General features: G+C 38.9%; 16 protein-coding genes. 5 read left to right on the plus strand and 11 right to left on the minus strand.

Features of this window, described 5'->3' with window-relative positions:
• Positions 1 to 17 precede the first annotated feature (17 nt).
• From TZ92_RS06965 to glmU, 7 genes are all read right to left on the minus strand, one after another.
• Positions 18 to 1,781: a glycerophosphoryl diester phosphodiesterase membrane domain-containing protein gene (locus TZ92_RS06965; RefSeq protein ID WP_033629836.1), complete on the minus strand. Its 1,764-nt coding sequence runs from the start codon at positions 1,779 to 1,781 to the stop codon at positions 18 to 20.
• 8 nt (positions 1,782 to 1,789) lie between these two features.
• Positions 1,790 to 2,383: a 3'-5' exonuclease gene (locus TZ92_RS06970; RefSeq protein ID WP_033629837.1), complete on the minus strand. Its 594-nt coding sequence runs from the start codon at positions 2,381 to 2,383 to the stop codon at positions 1,790 to 1,792.
• Positions 2,384 to 2,464: 81 nt separating this feature from the next.
• Positions 2,465 to 2,959: a chromosome segregation protein RocS gene (gene rocS / locus TZ92_RS06975; protein ID WP_000021252.1), complete on the minus strand. Its 495-nt coding sequence runs from the start codon at positions 2,957 to 2,959 to the stop codon at positions 2,465 to 2,467.
• 76 nt (positions 2,960 to 3,035) lie between these two features.
• Positions 3,036 to 3,728 carry a 5'-methylthioadenosine/adenosylhomocysteine nucleosidase gene (locus tag TZ92_RS06980; protein ID WP_033630194.1) on the minus strand — a complete coding sequence of 231 codons (693 nt, stop codon included), beginning with the start codon at positions 3,726 to 3,728 and terminating at the stop codon, positions 3,036 to 3,038.
• Between the two features lie 15 nt (positions 3,729 to 3,743).
• A complete protein-coding gene (gene macP / locus TZ92_RS06985) occupies positions 3,744 to 4,055 on the minus strand; it encodes a cell wall synthase accessory phosphoprotein MacP (protein WP_033629838.1) in 312 nt (103 codons plus the stop codon).
• An 11-nt stretch (positions 4,056 to 4,066) separates the two neighbouring features.
• On the minus strand, positions 4,067 to 4,612 hold the full coding sequence (locus TZ92_RS06990) for an NUDIX hydrolase (RefSeq protein WP_033629839.1): 546 nt from the start codon (positions 4,610 to 4,612) through the stop codon (positions 4,067 to 4,069).
• Between the two features lie 9 nt (positions 4,613 to 4,621).
• On the minus strand, positions 4,622 to 6,001 hold the full coding sequence (gene glmU, locus TZ92_RS06995) for a bifunctional UDP-N-acetylglucosamine diphosphorylase/glucosamine-1-phosphate N-acetyltransferase GlmU (RefSeq protein WP_033629840.1): 1,380 nt from the start codon (positions 5,999 to 6,001) through the stop codon (positions 4,622 to 4,624).
• Positions 6,002 to 6,156: 155 nt separating this feature from the next.
• Between glmU and TZ92_RS07000 the strand changes: the two genes are divergently transcribed.
• From TZ92_RS07000 to lysS, 5 genes are all read left to right on the plus strand, one after another.
• Entirely contained in the window at positions 6,157 to 6,957 is an 801-nt protein-coding gene (locus TZ92_RS07000) for a glycoside hydrolase family 25 protein (protein ID WP_033629841.1), read from the plus strand.
• Positions 6,958 to 7,063: 106 nt separating this feature from the next.
• Entirely contained in the window at positions 7,064 to 7,906 is an 843-nt protein-coding gene (locus TZ92_RS07005; RefSeq protein ID WP_013670235.1) for a DUF368 domain-containing protein, read from the plus strand.
• Positions 7,906 to 8,388 (plus strand): aminoacyl-tRNA deacylase, encoded by a 483-nt coding sequence (locus tag TZ92_RS07010; protein WP_033629842.1) that lies wholly within the window; start codon positions 7,906 to 7,908, stop codon positions 8,386 to 8,388. Before TZ92_RS07005 ends, TZ92_RS07010 begins: the two co-directional genes overlap by 1 nt.
• Complete coding sequence (locus TZ92_RS07015; protein ID WP_033629843.1) at positions 8,388 to 9,011, plus strand: histidine phosphatase family protein; 624 nt, start codon at positions 8,388 to 8,390, stop codon at positions 9,009 to 9,011. Before TZ92_RS07010 ends, TZ92_RS07015 begins: the two co-directional genes overlap by 1 nt.
• Positions 9,012 to 9,149: 138 nt before the next feature.
• A complete protein-coding gene (lysS, locus tag TZ92_RS07020) occupies positions 9,150 to 10,640 on the plus strand; it encodes a lysine--tRNA ligase (protein ID WP_033629844.1) in 1,491 nt (496 codons plus the stop codon).
• 74 nt (positions 10,641 to 10,714) lie between these two features.
• Here lysS and TZ92_RS07025 read toward each other — a convergent pair whose 3' ends face one another.
• The 4 genes from TZ92_RS07025 to TZ92_RS07040 form a co-directional block, all read right to left on the minus strand.
• Complete coding sequence (locus TZ92_RS07025) at positions 10,715 to 11,554, minus strand: amino acid ABC transporter substrate-binding protein (protein ID WP_033629845.1); 840 nt, start codon at positions 11,552 to 11,554, stop codon at positions 10,715 to 10,717.
• A gap of 15 nt (positions 11,555 to 11,569) precedes the next feature.
• A complete protein-coding gene (locus tag TZ92_RS07030) occupies positions 11,570 to 12,199 on the minus strand; it encodes an amino acid ABC transporter ATP-binding protein (protein ID WP_000891744.1) in 630 nt (209 codons plus the stop codon).
• 10 nt (positions 12,200 to 12,209) lie between these two features.
• On the minus strand, positions 12,210 to 12,851 hold the full coding sequence (locus tag TZ92_RS07035; RefSeq protein WP_000121156.1) for an amino acid ABC transporter permease: 642 nt from the start codon (positions 12,849 to 12,851) through the stop codon (positions 12,210 to 12,212).
• A gap of 388 nt (positions 12,852 to 13,239) precedes the next feature.
• Positions 13,240 to 15,039 (minus strand): Spy0128 family protein, encoded by a 1,800-nt coding sequence (locus tag TZ92_RS07040; RefSeq protein WP_033629846.1) that lies wholly within the window; start codon positions 15,037 to 15,039, stop codon positions 13,240 to 13,242.
• Between the last annotated feature and the right edge of the window lie 225 nt (positions 15,040 to 15,264).

Raw genomic sequence — 15,264 nt, forward strand, 5'->3', positions numbered from 1 at the left:
CTGTTTCTCTTTTTTTATTAGAAATCAAAGAATTCCATTGCTTTCTTTAAGAGTAATTCCGTATATTCCGGATCGTCTTGAGCCGTTGTGACTTGTGACTGGACCATTTCAAGATCATCAGTAATCATGCCATCTGCGCCGAGACGAACTGCTTTATCAAATGCCTCCGAACCATTTACGGTCCAAACATAGAGTCTCTGATCAGTTGCCCAGAGTTTATTGACAAAGTATTCATCCAAAGTCGAGTACTCCATAGTGTAACCCGTTGCCTTGGTTCTTGGGAAGATACTGTTATAGGGAAGAATAAAGTAAACTGGAATTTCAGAATCATAAGTCAACACTTTATCAATCACATGATAGTCTAGTGATTGCATCTGATGCCCATATTTCTTGATAGTCGCTCCATACTTTTCGAGGAAATGGTCCATCATTTGCGGACTATCTTTTTTACTGGTCTTAATCTCAATCAGCAATTTTTGGTTTAAAGCATTTGCACGCTCTAAATAGGCATCAAAGCTTGAAATCTTTGTTTGATAACCATTCTCGTAAATATCTGTATTTGTTAATTCATCCAGAGTCAAATCTTGCGGTGTAGCATTAATACCTGTTAAATTTTTGAGGTTAGCATCGTGCATCATCACGAACTGACCGTCTTTCGTTTCCTGCACATCCATTTCGATGAGATCTGGTTTTAGTTGAGCTGTTTTTTCTAAAGACTGCACAGTATTTTGAACACCGTTTTCATTACTTACTCCTCTGTGCGAAATCACTAAAGGTGTATTGGTATCCGGAGATTCCAGATAAACGTAGCCTTCTATGGCAAAAATGATACTTGCACACCCCATGACACCCCATCTCATCAGATGATCTTTCTTTCGCCTTGGCATGATCTCCAACTCCTCTCCTGTAAGGAAGGAAACAAACTTCACTAGGAAATAAGTCAGGGTCATGTAATGGAAATTTTTAATCAAGACAAAGTTAATCACACCGAGAATCAAGGATTCTTTTTGAGTTAGATTATCCATCACTGCTTGCGCAAAAAGCAAGGGAATTAACAAACCAAAGAAGAAAAGATACGTTTTAATGATAATGAGGAGCAAGTTCCAAGCATAGAAGATAACGTGTTTTTTCGTCTTTTGCAGACTATATTTCACTCCCTCTCTCACTGTTTTCTTTTCAAAGAGAATCTTGGGAAGAGCAAACATGAAACGAACTGAAATATAGAGTAAAATCCAAGCAGAGGACAGAATCAACAGACCAACTAGCCAATGCTTATCTTCAAGGTAGGTAATGATAAAATCTGGAATAATAATCTTATTAAGGTAATAGATTTTTAAAATTTTCCTGATGAAAGGAAAAAGGATAGCGACGTAAAAGAAGACAAAGGCCATTTTACAGAAACTAAATCGTTTCATAAATAGAAAACTCTGTTGAAAGACTTTTCGACTATACTCAATCAAGGTTCTCTTTTCATGGTAGAGAAGGTGACGCGCCCCAATGAATAAAAGACAAATCTGAAAATAAGCGACCAAGAGATTGATTGCAATTAAGATGAGAAAGGCTAAACTGATAAAAGGTGAGCCTTGTATAATCGCCCAAAAGTTATTGTAGGAGATAAACAAATAACCGGTTTGTCTCAGAAGAATGCCAGCAATCCACGAATTTAATGGTAGCCAGACAAACTCAACCATCATAAATATCAAGAAAAATAGAAATAAAATCTTATCTAGGTTATAGTATATCTTCCTAAAACCTAGCTTTTTAGGTTTTTCAGGTTTCATAGGCACTCCTAGTCTAAAAATTGGGATAAATCTAAGCCACCGAAAGGATTGTTCATAGAAAAACTACTCTGGTCTTCTATTAATAGCTTTCCTTCATCCGATTCCAGAAAGGTTTCGTAAACACGCGCCGTCATGCGGGCGTCTTCTAAACTGTTATGAGACTTCCCGTGAAAGCCTAAAAAATTCGCTACAGTTTGTAATTTAAGATTGGCTATGCCGTGTAGGTCAGAACTACGGCGTTCAAAAGCCTCCTCATATAGATCAACCTTATACTGGTCACGATAATCAATACCATGCTCCAAAAGAATAGGCAAATCACTCTTAGCCGCATTGTAACCAACAATAGGTAAGTCGCCAACAAATGCTTGAAAGTTCTTTAAAACTTGCTCTACTTTTGGCGCATCTTTTAAGGTTTCAGCTGTGATTCCAGTCAAACCATTAATAAAACTCTTTAAAGGGGCTGTAGTATAAACATAAGAATCAAAAGCAGCACATTCTTGTCCATCTTGAAAACGGACTGCTGATACTTGAATTAAATGGGTAACCCCCTCGTGTTGATTGAATTCCAAATCAAAGGCGATATAATCTCTTAATTTTTCCATTATTTACCTCAATTACTACCCAAACTAAACTATAAATAATAAAAGAAGCCATTAGGTTAGTGAGTAACCCAAACAGCTTCTTTATTTTCCTCCAAAAAGGCGAGCAAAAAAGCCTTTTTTGGTTGCTTGGACTTCTTCTTTTGCTTGGTCCAACTCGAGTTTCAAGGTTTCTTGATCCTTCATGGCTTGAAGAGTTAACTGTTGCTGTTGGTCCAACTGTTTGTCCTTTTCAGCAATCTGGCGGTCTTTGATACGCATCTGTTCATCTTTTTCTGATAACTGGCGGTCTTTTGCCTTGAGCTGCTCGTACAAGCGAAGAATTTCAGCGTTTTTCTCATCGACCAAGATTTCCATCAGTTCACGTTGTTTGACATCATCACTGACTGGTTCATCTTCAAAAATCGTTTTTTTGTAGATTTCTTCTAGCTTGATCAAGCCACTTCGAGTAACTACAGTTACACCTTTGTCATTTTTTTTCGTGTCCTCTTCTGGAAGTTCTTTGACACGATTGTTGATTGCTTGACGAGATAGTCCTAAGACCTCTGCAATCTCACTGACGGTCATTTCAATACTCATAATATCCTCTGAAACGTTTTCTAGCTTTTCTTTATTTAAATCTTATCATAAGCTAGATAAACTGTCAAATTTCCGCTTAGTCTAAAGCCTTTAAAAAGGCTAGTAATACTTGGGCAGAACGACGTCCAGCTTCGATAATAAACTCATCAAAAGAGATAGAGGCTTCATGATTGGCATTGTCACTCATAGCACGAATGACTAGGAAAGGTAGACCAAGAGCCTGAGCCGCTTGAGCAATGGCTGCACCCTCCATTTCAACTGCTAAAACATCCGGAAAGTGGGATTTGATACTAGCAATCTTATCATCTCCAGCTATAAAACTGTCTCCTGTATCAATCAAGCCTAGATGCCAGGTCTGTTCTAACTGAGATAGACTCTCTTGGATTTTGGCTACAAAGGTTTTATCTGATTCAAAGTAAAGAGGTTGACCAGCCATTTGTCCATATGCATAGCCAAAAGCAGTCACATCCACATCATGGTAAGCTAGTCTATCTGCAATCACGACATCACCAACAGCAATCCCTTCAGCAAGAGCACCTGCTGATCCTGTATTGATGATAGCTTCTACCTGAAAATGGTCAGCTAGAATAGCTACACTCATAGCCGACATGACCTTTCCAATCCCACTCTGAACTAGAACGACTTCTGTATTGCCAACAGAGCCTGTGTAGTATGTATTTCCTAAGACTTGGACTTCTTGAGGTTTGTCCAAATTCTGAGTCAAATATAGGAGTTCTTCTGGCATGGCAGCAATGATTCCAATTTTCATTTCAAGTCCTTTCAATTACAAGAGTTTCATTGCCAACACTAACAAAATCAAAAGTAAAATTACAGCAAATAAGATGCGATTGAGTTTCGAATTAAAAACATTTCTCTTGGTGTTCTCAATGCGGCGACTCTTATGAATCGTTGGCTCTACTTCGATTGTTAAGGTATCTTGACTAAAACCGTGGTCTCTAGAACGTGAATAACCAAAATGTTGTGAAGACGTCGGTAGGATCTTTGTTTCCTCATCATCTTTAAGAGGTGGTCCTGATATTTTCTCACCACGGTTGGCACGTTCAATCATTTCGTCTGTTAATAAAGGTTTTCCCATGGGTTGCTCCTCTATTTCTTTTGTAGTTCCCAGTACTGGATCGCCATAATGGTCTTGGCATCACAGATATGACCTGACTGGATCAGGTTCTTGGCTTCCTCTAGACTTACTTCTAGGACTTCCAAGGTTTCATCATCATCTTGTGAGCGAGGATTTTCCACCTTGACCAAATCACTACCGAGGTAGAGTTTTAGTTTTTCATTACAAAATCCAATCGCAGAATAGAAATCGTACAACAGTTCTAACTTACCAGTGTAGGCAACTTCTTCTTCCAATTCACGAAGGGCCGCCGCCATTGGATCAGCATTTTCACCAAGTTCTAGTTTACCTGCAGGAATCTCATAAGAAACCGCCTCAATAGCTTTTCGGTATTGCTTAACGAGAACGATTTTGTCCTCGGCTGTCACAGCTAATACACAAACAGCTCCATTGTGAAAAATCAAGTCACGTTGGGCAGTTCCCTTTCCTTCTGGTAGTTCCACCTGGTCTTGTACTAGTTTGAAAATAGGACCTTGATAAATTTCCTTCCGACTAATCGTTTTTTCTTCAAATTCCATGACAGACTCCTACTGGTTCTTTGGATGATGAGGGAGGCGAGTCGCATATTCATCTTTGTTGACCTGACGTCCACGGCCGATAGCAATAGCATCAGCAGGAACATTCTTGGTAATGGTTGAACCCGCTCCAACCAGAGAATTATCCCCAAGTTCTACAGGAGCAATAATAGTTGAGTTTGAGCCAACAAAGACATTATTGCCAATGACAGTTTTGTATTTATTTTTGCCATCGTAGTTGACTGTAATAGTTCCTGCACCAAAATTAACGTTGCTACCCACTTCACAGTTTCCAATATAAGTCAAATGACCCGCCTTGGTATTTTCACCGATTGAAGATCCTTTTACTTCAACAAAATTTCCAATGTGAACTTGAGCAGCCAGACTTGAACCTGGACGAATATGGGCATAAGGGCCAACAGTCACGCCGTCTGCAACTGTACTTTCCTCAATCATAGAGTTGGTAATCACAGCTCCAGCTCCGATAGTGCTATCCACTACATAAGTACCGTTTGTCAAAACAGTCTCAGCACCAATCTTCGTTTGACCTTTCAAGGTAACATTAGCTTCGATTTGGACTTCGGGAGCAATCTCAACATCAATGTCGATGTAAGTTGCTTCAGGATTGACAAAGCTAACACCATTAACCATATGCTTTTGGTTGATACGGCGACGCATCACTGCTTCCGCAGTTGCAAGAGCTACACGGTCATTTACGCCAAGACTTTCATCAAAATCCTTGAGAGTATAGGCCCCAACCTTTTCACCCGCATTACGGAAAATACCAATCACGTCAGTAATATAGTACTCACCTTGGGCATTGTTGGTGTTGATGTTTTTAAGGGCTTCAAAAAGACGCTCATTGTCAAATACATAAGTTCCTGTATTGATTTCCTTAATTTGCTTTTCAAAGTCTGTGGCATCTTTCTGCTCAACAATACGAAGAACTTCAGCATTATCGTTACGGACGATACGACCGTATCCGAAAGGATTTGCCGCTTCAGCTGTTAAAATCGTAGCAACATTTTTGTGATTGATATGGAAATCCAAGAGGTTTTTCAAGCTTTCACCTGTAATCAGAGGAGTATCTCCAGCGATAACCAATGTGTGGCCTGTACGATTTTGGAGAATAGGCTCTGCCATCATGACAGCATGCCCAGTTCCTAGTTGTTCTGATTGGGTAACAAAGTCTGTCTGACCGGCTAATACTTGCTCAACTAGCTCTGCCTTGTGACCAACTACAGTAACTGTTTTTTCAGGTTGAATAGCACCAACACTACGAAAAACATGTTCCAACATCGAAATTCCAGCTACTTTATGAAGTACCTTTGGAAGATCTGATTTCATGCGAGTACCTTTACCCGCTGCTAAAATAATGGCATAATTTGACATAATCTTCTCTTTTCTCTAGAAATTCCCTTATATTATACCATAATTTAGTTTCTTAGGAGTAAACAAACAGAGAAATAGGGAAAAGACGCCCATATATTCACTTTTTCCGATGTTTTCTTTGATTTTTTTATCTATTTACGTTAAACTAAATAGATATGAGAAAAAAGATTAATCCAGCTATTATTTTTACTTTATTTACTATATTTATAGCTATTTTGATCCTCAATAGACCAACTTATGAAGACCATCCCGTCAAGTCAAAACCAAATGCTGTCCAGGTTGAAAATCAGGCCTTGCATAATCTTGACAAACCTATTATTGATGTCTCTGGTTGGCAAAGACCTGAGGAAATCAACTACGATACCTTGTCTCAAAATATTTCAGGTGTTATTGTTCGCGTCCACAATGGGGCTCAACATACTGAAAAAAATGATGCCGCTTATGCCAATGGTATTGATAAAGCCTATAAAAGTCATATTACAGAATTTCAAAAGCGTAATGTCCCAGTTGGAGTCTATGCCTATCTAGCTAGCCCCAGCAAGGAAGAAATGGAAAAAGCCGCTGAAGTTTTCTACAATGCTGCTTCTCCTTACAACCCTAGTTACTATTGGTTAGACGTGGAAGAAAAAACAATGTCTGATATGAATGAAGGGGTTGAAGCCTTTCGTGCTAAACTGGAATCTTTAGGTGCTAAAAACATCGGCATCTATATTGGAGTTTACTTCATGCAAGAACACAGTATCAATACAGATAAGTTTACTGCTATTTGGATTCCTTCCTACGGGACAGACTCTGGTTACTTTGAAACAACACCCAATACCAGTTTAGACTACGACCTTCATCAGTATACTTCAAAAGGAAGAATTGCTGGATTTGAACATCATTTAGATATTAATCTCATTTCTACCTTGAAGGAAAAAGAAGAAACCTTCAGAAAACTATTTTTAAGACCATAAGACAAGTGAAAATTGCTCTCTTTTTCACTTGTTTTTTCATTTTCTTCTCGTCTGTGTTATAATTGATAGAATAGAGAAAGAATTTTATGAAATTGAGGATTATATGATGTTTTCATGGATTGCAAGAGTTATTAAAGGAATCGTCATCGCCTTAGGATTTATCTTACCAGGAATTTCAGGCGGTGTTTTAGCAGCTATTTTGGGGATCTACGAGCGAATGATTAGCTTTCTGGCTCATCCTTTTAAGGATTTTAAAGAGAATGTCCTATACTTTATCCCAGTAGCAATCGGGATGTTGCTAGGCATTGGTTTGTTTTCTTATCCAATCGAGTATCTGCTAGAAAATTACCAGGTCTATGTTTTATGGAGTTTTGCTGGAGCTATCATCGGTACAGTTCCAAGTCTCCTTAAAGAATCTACTCGAGAATCTGATCGTGACAAGATTGACCTAGTCTGGTTCTGGACTACCTTTATCCTTTCAGGCCTAGGGCTCTACGCGCTAAACTTTGTTGTTGGTTCTCTCAGTGCTAGTTTCGCTAGTTTTATCTTAGCGGGGGCTCTTTTAGCTCTAGGTGTCTTGGTGCCTGGTTTAAGTCCGTCAAATCTACTCTTGATTTTAGGGCTGTACGCTCCAATGCTAACTGGTTTTAAGACCTTTGATTTATTCGGTACTTTCCTTCCTATCGGAATTGGTGCAGGTGCAACCCTCATCATTTTTTCAAAATTAATGGACCATGCCTTGAACAACTACCACTCCCGTGTTTATCACTTTATTATTGGAATTGTGCTATCAAGCACCCTCTTGATTTTGATTCCAAATGCTGGAAGTGCTGAAAGTATCCAATACACTGGACTTTCTATTGTGAGTTATGTTCTCATCGCCTTCTTCTTTGCGCTTGGTATTTGGCTTGGTATCTGGATGAGTCAATTGGAGGATAAGTATAAATAATGGCAAAGAAAGTTAAGATTAAAAAAACCTTGGTCGAACAAATCTTGACCAAGGCGGGTATTGACCATTCTGGTATTCAGATCAATGCGCTTGAGGGTGAACTTCCTTCGGAATATGATCGAACTCATATCTTTAAAACCTTGGCTCTGCTGGGTGATAAGACGGGGCCAATCATCGGAATCGTTCCCATAACAGAACACCTCGCTGAGAAAAAACTAGCAAAGGTTTCTGGTAATAAAAAAGTGAGCATGATTCCTCAAAAAGACCTAGAAAAAACGACAGGCTATATTCATGGGGCTAATAACCCCGTCGGCATTCGCCAAAAACATAATTATCCCATTTTTATTGATCAGACTGCTTTGTATTTAGACAAAATGATTGTCTCTGCTGGAGAAGTCGGGCATAGTATCATCATCCGACCTCAAGACTTAGCCAGCTTTGTAAAAGCGGACTTTGCTGACATCTTGGAGGAAAACAACTGATGAAACTCTATTTTGTCCGTCATGGTCGCACCCTCTGGAATCTTGAAGGACGTTTTCAAGGTGCTAGCGGTGACTCTCCCCTTCTTCCAGAGTCCATTGACACACTAAAACAACTAGGGCAGTATCTCAAGGAAATTCCTTTTGATACGATTTATTCTAGTGATTTACCCAGAGCAGTTAAGTCTGCTGAAATTATCCAAAGTCAACTCCAGGCCCCTTGTCCTTTAAAGAGCATTCCTGACCTACGTGAATGGCAACTTGGCAAACTAGAGGGATTAAAAATCGCTACGCTCAATGCCATCTACCCACAACAAATCAAGGCCTTTCGCTCTAATCTGGCTCAGTTTGATACGAGGATGTTTGAAGCCGAATCTCTCTACTCTACGACTCAGCGAACCATTCAGTTTATCAAATCTCTGAAAGGAAGTCCGGCTGAAAGAGTTCTGATTGTCGGGCATGGGGCAAATCTCACTGCTAGCCTACGCACTCTCTTAGGCTATAAAGAGGCTCACCTTCGCAAAGATGGAGGCTTGGCCAATGCTAGTCTGACAGTTTTAGAGACCGATGATTTTGAAACCTTCACTCTGAAAAGATGGAATGACACTTCCTATCAAAGAAAATAATGGAACTTGACCTTAATAGTCAAGTTCTTTTTAGTTTTCAAAGAATATCCGTGAATTTCTCTGCTATTTATGATAAAATGGGAGTATCGCAAAAAATGACTCATCGTATCAAATTTTGAGTAAAATTAGGAGGAACCCATGTCTACAGAACATATGGAAGAACTAAATGACCAGCAGATCGTTCGCCGTGAAAAAATGGCTGCGCTCCGTGAACAAGGAATCGATCCCTTCGGAAAACGTTTTGAACGTACTGCTAACTCTCAAGAACTAAAAGACAAATTTGCAGAACTTGATAAAGAACAATTACATGAACTAAATGAAACTGCTACTATCGCTGGACGCTTAGTAACTAAACGTGGTAAAGGGAAAGTTGGCTTTGCCCATCTCCAAGACCGTGAAGGTCAAATCCAAATCTACGTTCGTAAAGATGAAGTCGGTGAAGAAAACTACGAAATCTTCAAAAAGGCTGACCTCGGTGACTTCCTCGGTGTCGAAGGTGAAGTCATGCGTACAGATATGGGTGAACTCTCTATCAAGGCAACTCATATCACTCACTTGTCTAAAGCACTTCGCCCACTTCCTGAGAAATTCCACGGTTTGACTGACGTTGAAACAATTTATCGTAAACGTTACCTTGACTTGATTTCTAACCGTGAAAGCTTCGAACGCTTTGTTACTCGTTCAAAAATCATCTCTGAAATCCGTCGTTATCTTGATCAAAAAGGTTTCCTTGAAGTGGAAACACCTGTTCTTCACAATGAAGCTGGTGGTGCTGCTGCTCGTCCATTTATCACTCACCACAATGCACAGAATATTGACATGGTGCTTCGCATCGCGACTGAGCTTCACTTGAAACGCCTTATCGTTGGTGGTATGGAACGTGTTTATGAAATTGGCCGTATCTTCCGTAACGAAGGAATGGATGCTACTCATAACCCTGAGTTTACTTCTATCGAAGTTTACCAAGCTTATGCTGACTTCCAAGACATCATGGACTTAACTGAAGGTATTATCCAACACGCTGCTAAGTCAGTTAAGGGTGATGGTCCAGTTAACTACCAAGGAACTGAAATCAAAATCAACGAACCTTTCAAACGTGTTCACATGGTGGATGCGATCAAGAAAATCACCGGTGTAGACTTCTGGCAAGAAATGACTTTCGAAGAAGCTAAAGCTATCGCTACTGAGAAGAAAGTTCCAGTTGAGAAACACTACACTGAAGTTGGCCACATCATCAACGCTTTCTTTGAAGAATTTGTTGAAGAAACCTTGATTCAACCAACCTTTGTCTATGGACATCCAGTAGCTGTCTCTCCACTTGCGAAGAAAAATCCTGAAGACGAACGATTTACTGACCGTTTCGAGCTCTTCATTATGACCAAGGAATACGGTAATGCCTTTACTGAGTTGAACGACCCAATTGACCAACTTAGCCGTTTTGAAGCACAAGCAAAAGCTAAAGAACTTGGAGACGATGAAGCAACGGGTATCGACTACGACTACATCGAGGCCCTTGAATACGGAATGCCACCAACTGGTGGTTTGGGAATCGGTATCGACCGTCTCTGCATGCTCCTCACAGATACAACTACAATCCGTGATGTATTACTTTTCCCAACAATGAAATAAGCTCTTATCCTCTGGTACTTGCCGGGGGATTTTTCGATGCAAAAAGAGACTGAGGAAAAACTCAATCTCTTTTCTTATTCTTGATTTTTAACTTGACTGGTGGCTACATCTTCCCCAAACCATTTCTGGCTGATTTCCTGAAATTTTCCTTCTTGGTATAGTGAGATAAAGGCTTGATTCAAAGCAGCTAGCAAAGTTTTATCAGCAGGTCTAACACCCACTGCAAAAGCTTCACTTTCAAATCCAGCTGAAAAGACAATGTAGTCATTTAATATTCCTTCAGACTGGAGATAATAATTAGCATATACCCGGTCAATCAACAAGGCATCAATCCGGTCATTTTTCAAATCAATTAAGGCTTCATTGAAACTTTGGTATTGATTGGCCTTCTGATCTTTCACTCGATTCTTGAGTAGTTCGGGTTGTCCTTCAAAATTCAAATAGCCAGAAGATCCTGCCTGGGCCCCTAAAACTTTGTCAGTCATATCCTGAATTGAGTGAATATTTTGAGACTTTTTAGAGACCAAAACTTGTTGATTTTCCATGTAAGGAATGGTAAAGGCAACCTTCTCTTTCCGTTCATCTGTTGCTGTATAGCCATTCCAGATGGCATCAATAGTACCATTTTGTAGTTCGGTTTCTTTCATATCCCAGTCGATGGGTTGAAATTTAATCTGAATTCCTAGCTTTTCAGAAACAGCTTGGGCTAGGTCGATATCAAAGCCCGCATACTGGCCATTCTTTTCCTCAAATCCCATGGGAACAAAGGTATTGTCAAAGCCAATGGTAATGCTTCCCTGTTTTTGATATTTGGCCCAATTATCCTGATTTGGATCACTTGCCTTCTGAGTACAAGCCGTCAGGAAGAAGCTAAAGAACAGAGCAAGTACAAGGGCAATTTTCTTTCTCTTCATAGGCACCTCCTATTCCTACTTTGGATCAACCTTAAGGATCTGATCAGCAATGTTTTCCGCAAACTGAAGATCGTGGGTCACAACAATCTGAGTCATCCCACGCTCTTTATTTTGAAGGATAAGTTTTTCTACTTCTAATCGCAATTCTGGATCTAAGGCCGATGTAGGCTCATCATATCCAATAATTTCTGGGTTTATCATCATAGCGCGCGCTAAGGCCACCCGCTGTTTTTGCCCACCTGAAAGTGAGAACGGAAAGGCATCTGCGTGCCCAGCTAACCCAAGCTGTTCTAACAAACCACGCGCCTTCTTCTCAGCAACTTCCTTCTCCATGCTCATCGTTTTTATGGGCGACAGAGTTAAGTTATCTAGAACTGACAAATGCGGAAAGAGTTGAAAATCTTGGAAAACAAATCCCAGAAGATTGCGCTTTTCTAGTTCGTCTATAGCTAGCGATTCGCCGTTATAGTAGATTTCCCCCGAATCGATGGTTTCCAGTCCAGCTAGCATACGTAATAGGGTTGTCTTTCCGCCTCCTGATGGACCTACGATTGCAAGGATTTGCTTTTCAGGAATTGATAGGCTGAAATTGGTTAAGATTTGTTTGCCACCAAAGGCCTTGTTGATATTTCGTAATTCTAACATAGCAATCCTCCTATCTGTAATAACTGTACTTCTTCTCAAGTTTTTTCGCTACAATGGTTACAAGACCAATCATAATCAAATAAATCGCCCCGGCTAAGAACATAGGAACAAGACTAGCATCTCGATTGGCTGCTGTCCGACTTGCCAAAATCAAATCTGAAATCCCAAGGGCATAAACCAATGAAGTATCCTTGACCAAACTCATAATTTCATTAAAGACGCTCGGTAAGACAATCTTTGTAACCTGAGGAAGAATGATATAGCGCACTGTGTCAAATGGACTAAACTTCAAGACCTTAGCAGCTTCATACTGTCCTTTGGGTATGGTTTCAATCCCTCCACGAAAGATTTCTGCAAAGTAGGCTGCATAGTTCAATACAAAAGCGATCACAGCAGCAGGCAAACGATCTAAACGAATCCCAATACTAGGGAGAACATAGTAAATAAAGATTAATTGCAAGAGCAATGGAGTCCCTCGCATCACCCAAATATAAAGGTCAATCAGATAATGGAGGGGTTTCCAACGAACTTGCAAAGCAAAGGCAACGACAATACCTAAAGGAATTGAAAAGATCAAGACCAGAGCAAAGACTTGAAGAGTCATACTTGCACCGTTCAATAAACTTGGTAATATCTCAAACATATAAGACATACTGCACCTCCTAAAAATTATTGTTCCTATTATAGCATAAATAAACAATTTAGCAAGGGTTTTTGTAAAAAAATTCTATAATTCTTGAACTATACACCTTTATCTAAGAAATAAGAGCGAAATATCATCTTACAGAATTCGAAGAATTATAAGGATTCTAGACGAGAATATAGGTTTAACTTCTAATTCTGAGAGAACAATGATCAAATTTTTTTATCAAATATCTATAAAGATTTCAATGATATAAAACTCTATTTACTCTCATTCACTTCATACCTCTAGAGATATAAAAAAAGAACCACTTTATAAGAATAGTATCATTTCTACTATCCATACAAGTGGCTCTTTGATGATGCCATAGCAAGGGCATCAAAATTTTTCAACTAGATTATTTAACTTTTTTGAAACGGAATAAGAGAATGGAACCAAATGCAAGTACTACTCCTACAACAGTAAGCAAGATAGTCATTTCAGATGTACCAGTATTTGGTAGTTCTTTATTTTCTTCTGGTTGTTTAGGTTTGTTATCTGAAGAACCCGGAGTCTCAGCAACATAAGTATTTGTGATGGTTGGATTATTACCTGTAACTGTTGCTACAAGTTGACCTTGACCATTGTCTACAACTTTTACTGTTACTGTATAAGCATTTTTATCATAAATTACACCAGCTTCACCACCATCTTTTTCAGTGATCGTGTAGGTGTGAGTTCCTGCAGCAGTGTATTTAATCGCTGGGAAAGCAACTGTTCCGTCTGCAGCATTCTTAGCTGTAGATACAAGTTTGTCGCCTTCTTTCAATTCAAATTCATATTTATCTGCCTCAAGAGTTTTACCATTTAGGACTTTTTTAGCAGTAATTGAAGTTGTTGCAGATTTAGCAGAATACGAATTTACAAAAACTTTATTGTCATATTTAACACTTGCAAACTTCTCACCATAAACATCTGTTACAGTAACTTCTGCGTTAATAGTCTTATCATCGTAAGCAAAACCTGGTTTTTGATCATTAACTTCTTTGATCTGATACTTATAAGTACCCACTGTAGAGAATTTAACGGCTTTAAATTTCACTTTGCCATCTTTATCATTCTTAACAGTTTCAACAACTGAACCGTTTGGATCAAGTAGTTGGAAGCTAAATTCTTCAGCAGCTAAGTCTTTTCCTTTTAACTGCTTAGAAACCTCAAATGAAACTTCTGTAGAACGTGAACCAGAACTAATACCTTCAGTTGTGGTTAATGGTGCAAAACCTTCTACATCAAAGTTTTCAGTCGAAGTCGTAATTTTAACGTTATTGAAAGCTTTCTTTGTTGTATTATCAACTGGAGCTGTGATACGAGTCTTATAAACTACATACAAACCTTGGTTGGTTAGATCACCATTACCATTTGGAGTAATAGTGAAGCGATTAGAATCTTGAACAACAATGTGACTTGGATTCAAAAGAGGATGATGTTCATCCTTACCCCATTCAGTAAAGTAGTAACCTGTAATCTCACTAGCTAATACTTGCCCTTCAGGGATTGTATCTTGAATCGAAACGCCTTCATAAGGATTTGCATATTTGTTTACGCGAATATACCAATTAATATAATTTGGATCGTTCGTATCTTGAACTCCCCATTTAGTAAATCCTGTTGGATCCTCATCTGGAACAATACGAGTCAAATTGTATACTCCTGCTCCAGGAATGTCGATTGGATATGATTTATTGAGTTCAACATTATCAGCCCATACAACAGTAAATAAGGCCGAAATTTGTTTCTCTTCAGGTAAGTTAGCAAAATAATCTTCGTTAGTTACCGTTACAGTCGCTGTATTTACAGACTTATTTGTCGTTAACTCAGCAACTTTAGTGACTCCATCGTTACCAAAGATTTCAGTAGTTGAATCTGTTTCAATTTTGAATTCATTTGGAACTTTATAAACCATAAAGTCACCATTCTTCAACGTTGTTGAGTTGTCGAATTTGTAAGTGGTTTGAAGGTAAAATTTCCCTTCACCATACTCTGCACCATCAACTAACTTATTATTGTTAATTGTCGGTACTGTCGTTAGCGTATAGCTACTAGATGGTAGTTCAGCAGCTTTAACCACATTGCTAGTTCTTAGTACTGGGATAAATACTGAAGCTACTAACAATAGCGCCATGAATGCATGAGAAAGTTTTTTATTAATCTTTTTCACAACATTTGCCTCCTTTATTTTTGGGGATAGATTCCCCTGTTTATTATTATATATTCTTATATAAATTTGTCAAGTATTTCATAGTAGTTCGATGTTCAAATCATACCTTTAAACTCTTATTTTATAGGGTGTAGCAGGCTTTCATCGTTCAAAACTTCATCTAAATTGGCTATAAGAAATTCTAACATTTATATTATATTAGTAAAAAAGAAAAGACCTCTGAGG

Source organism: Streptococcus oralis subsp. oralis (assembly GCF_000960035.1).
GTDB classification, from domain to species: Bacteria; Bacillota; Bacilli; order Lactobacillales; family Streptococcaceae; genus Streptococcus; species Streptococcus oralis_G.

What these genes read in the sequence shown, in the direction of transcription:
- TZ92_RS07015 (WP_033629843.1), top strand. Translation starts at nt 8,388, where the DNA reads ATGAAACTCTATTTTGTCCGTCATGGTCGCACCCTCTGGAATCTTGAA.
- TZ92_RS07025 (WP_033629845.1), bottom strand. Translation starts at nt 11,554, where the DNA reads ATGAAGAGAAAGAAAATTGCCCTTGTACTTGCTCTGTTCTTTAGCTTC.
- TZ92_RS06980 (WP_033630194.1), bottom strand. Translation starts at nt 3,728, where the DNA reads ATGAAAATTGGAATCATTGCTGCCATGCCAGAAGAACTCCTATATTTG.
- TZ92_RS07035 (WP_000121156.1), bottom strand. Translation starts at nt 12,851, where the DNA reads ATGTCTTATATGTTTGAGATATTACCAAGTTTATTGAACGGTGCAAGT.
- macP (WP_033629838.1), bottom strand. Translation starts at nt 4,055, where the DNA reads ATGGGAAAACCTTTATTAACAGACGAAATGATTGAACGTGCCAACCGT.
- lysS (WP_033629844.1), top strand. Translation starts at nt 9,150, where the DNA reads ATGTCTACAGAACATATGGAAGAACTAAATGACCAGCAGATCGTTCGC.
- TZ92_RS07030 (WP_000891744.1), bottom strand. Translation starts at nt 12,199, where the DNA reads ATGTTAGAATTACGAAATATCAACAAGGCCTTTGGTGGCAAACAAATC.
- TZ92_RS06970 (WP_033629837.1), bottom strand. Translation starts at nt 2,383, where the DNA reads ATGGAAAAATTAAGAGATTATATCGCCTTTGATTTGGAATTCAATCAA.
- TZ92_RS07005 (WP_013670235.1), top strand. Translation starts at nt 7,064, where the DNA reads ATGTTTTCATGGATTGCAAGAGTTATTAAAGGAATCGTCATCGCCTTA.
- TZ92_RS07010 (WP_033629842.1), top strand. Translation starts at nt 7,906, where the DNA reads ATGGCAAAGAAAGTTAAGATTAAAAAAACCTTGGTCGAACAAATCTTG.
- TZ92_RS06990 (WP_033629839.1), bottom strand. Translation starts at nt 4,612, where the DNA reads ATGGAATTTGAAGAAAAAACGATTAGTCGGAAGGAAATTTATCAAGGT.
- TZ92_RS07000 (WP_033629841.1), top strand. Translation starts at nt 6,157, where the DNA reads ATGAGAAAAAAGATTAATCCAGCTATTATTTTTACTTTATTTACTATA.
- TZ92_RS06965 (WP_033629836.1), bottom strand. Translation starts at nt 1,781, where the DNA reads ATGAAACCTGAAAAACCTAAAAAGCTAGGTTTTAGGAAGATATACTAT.
- rocS (WP_000021252.1), bottom strand. Translation starts at nt 2,959, where the DNA reads ATGAGTATTGAAATGACCGTCAGTGAGATTGCAGAGGTCTTAGGACTA.
- glmU (WP_033629840.1), bottom strand. Translation starts at nt 6,001, where the DNA reads ATGTCAAATTATGCCATTATTTTAGCAGCGGGTAAAGGTACTCGCATG.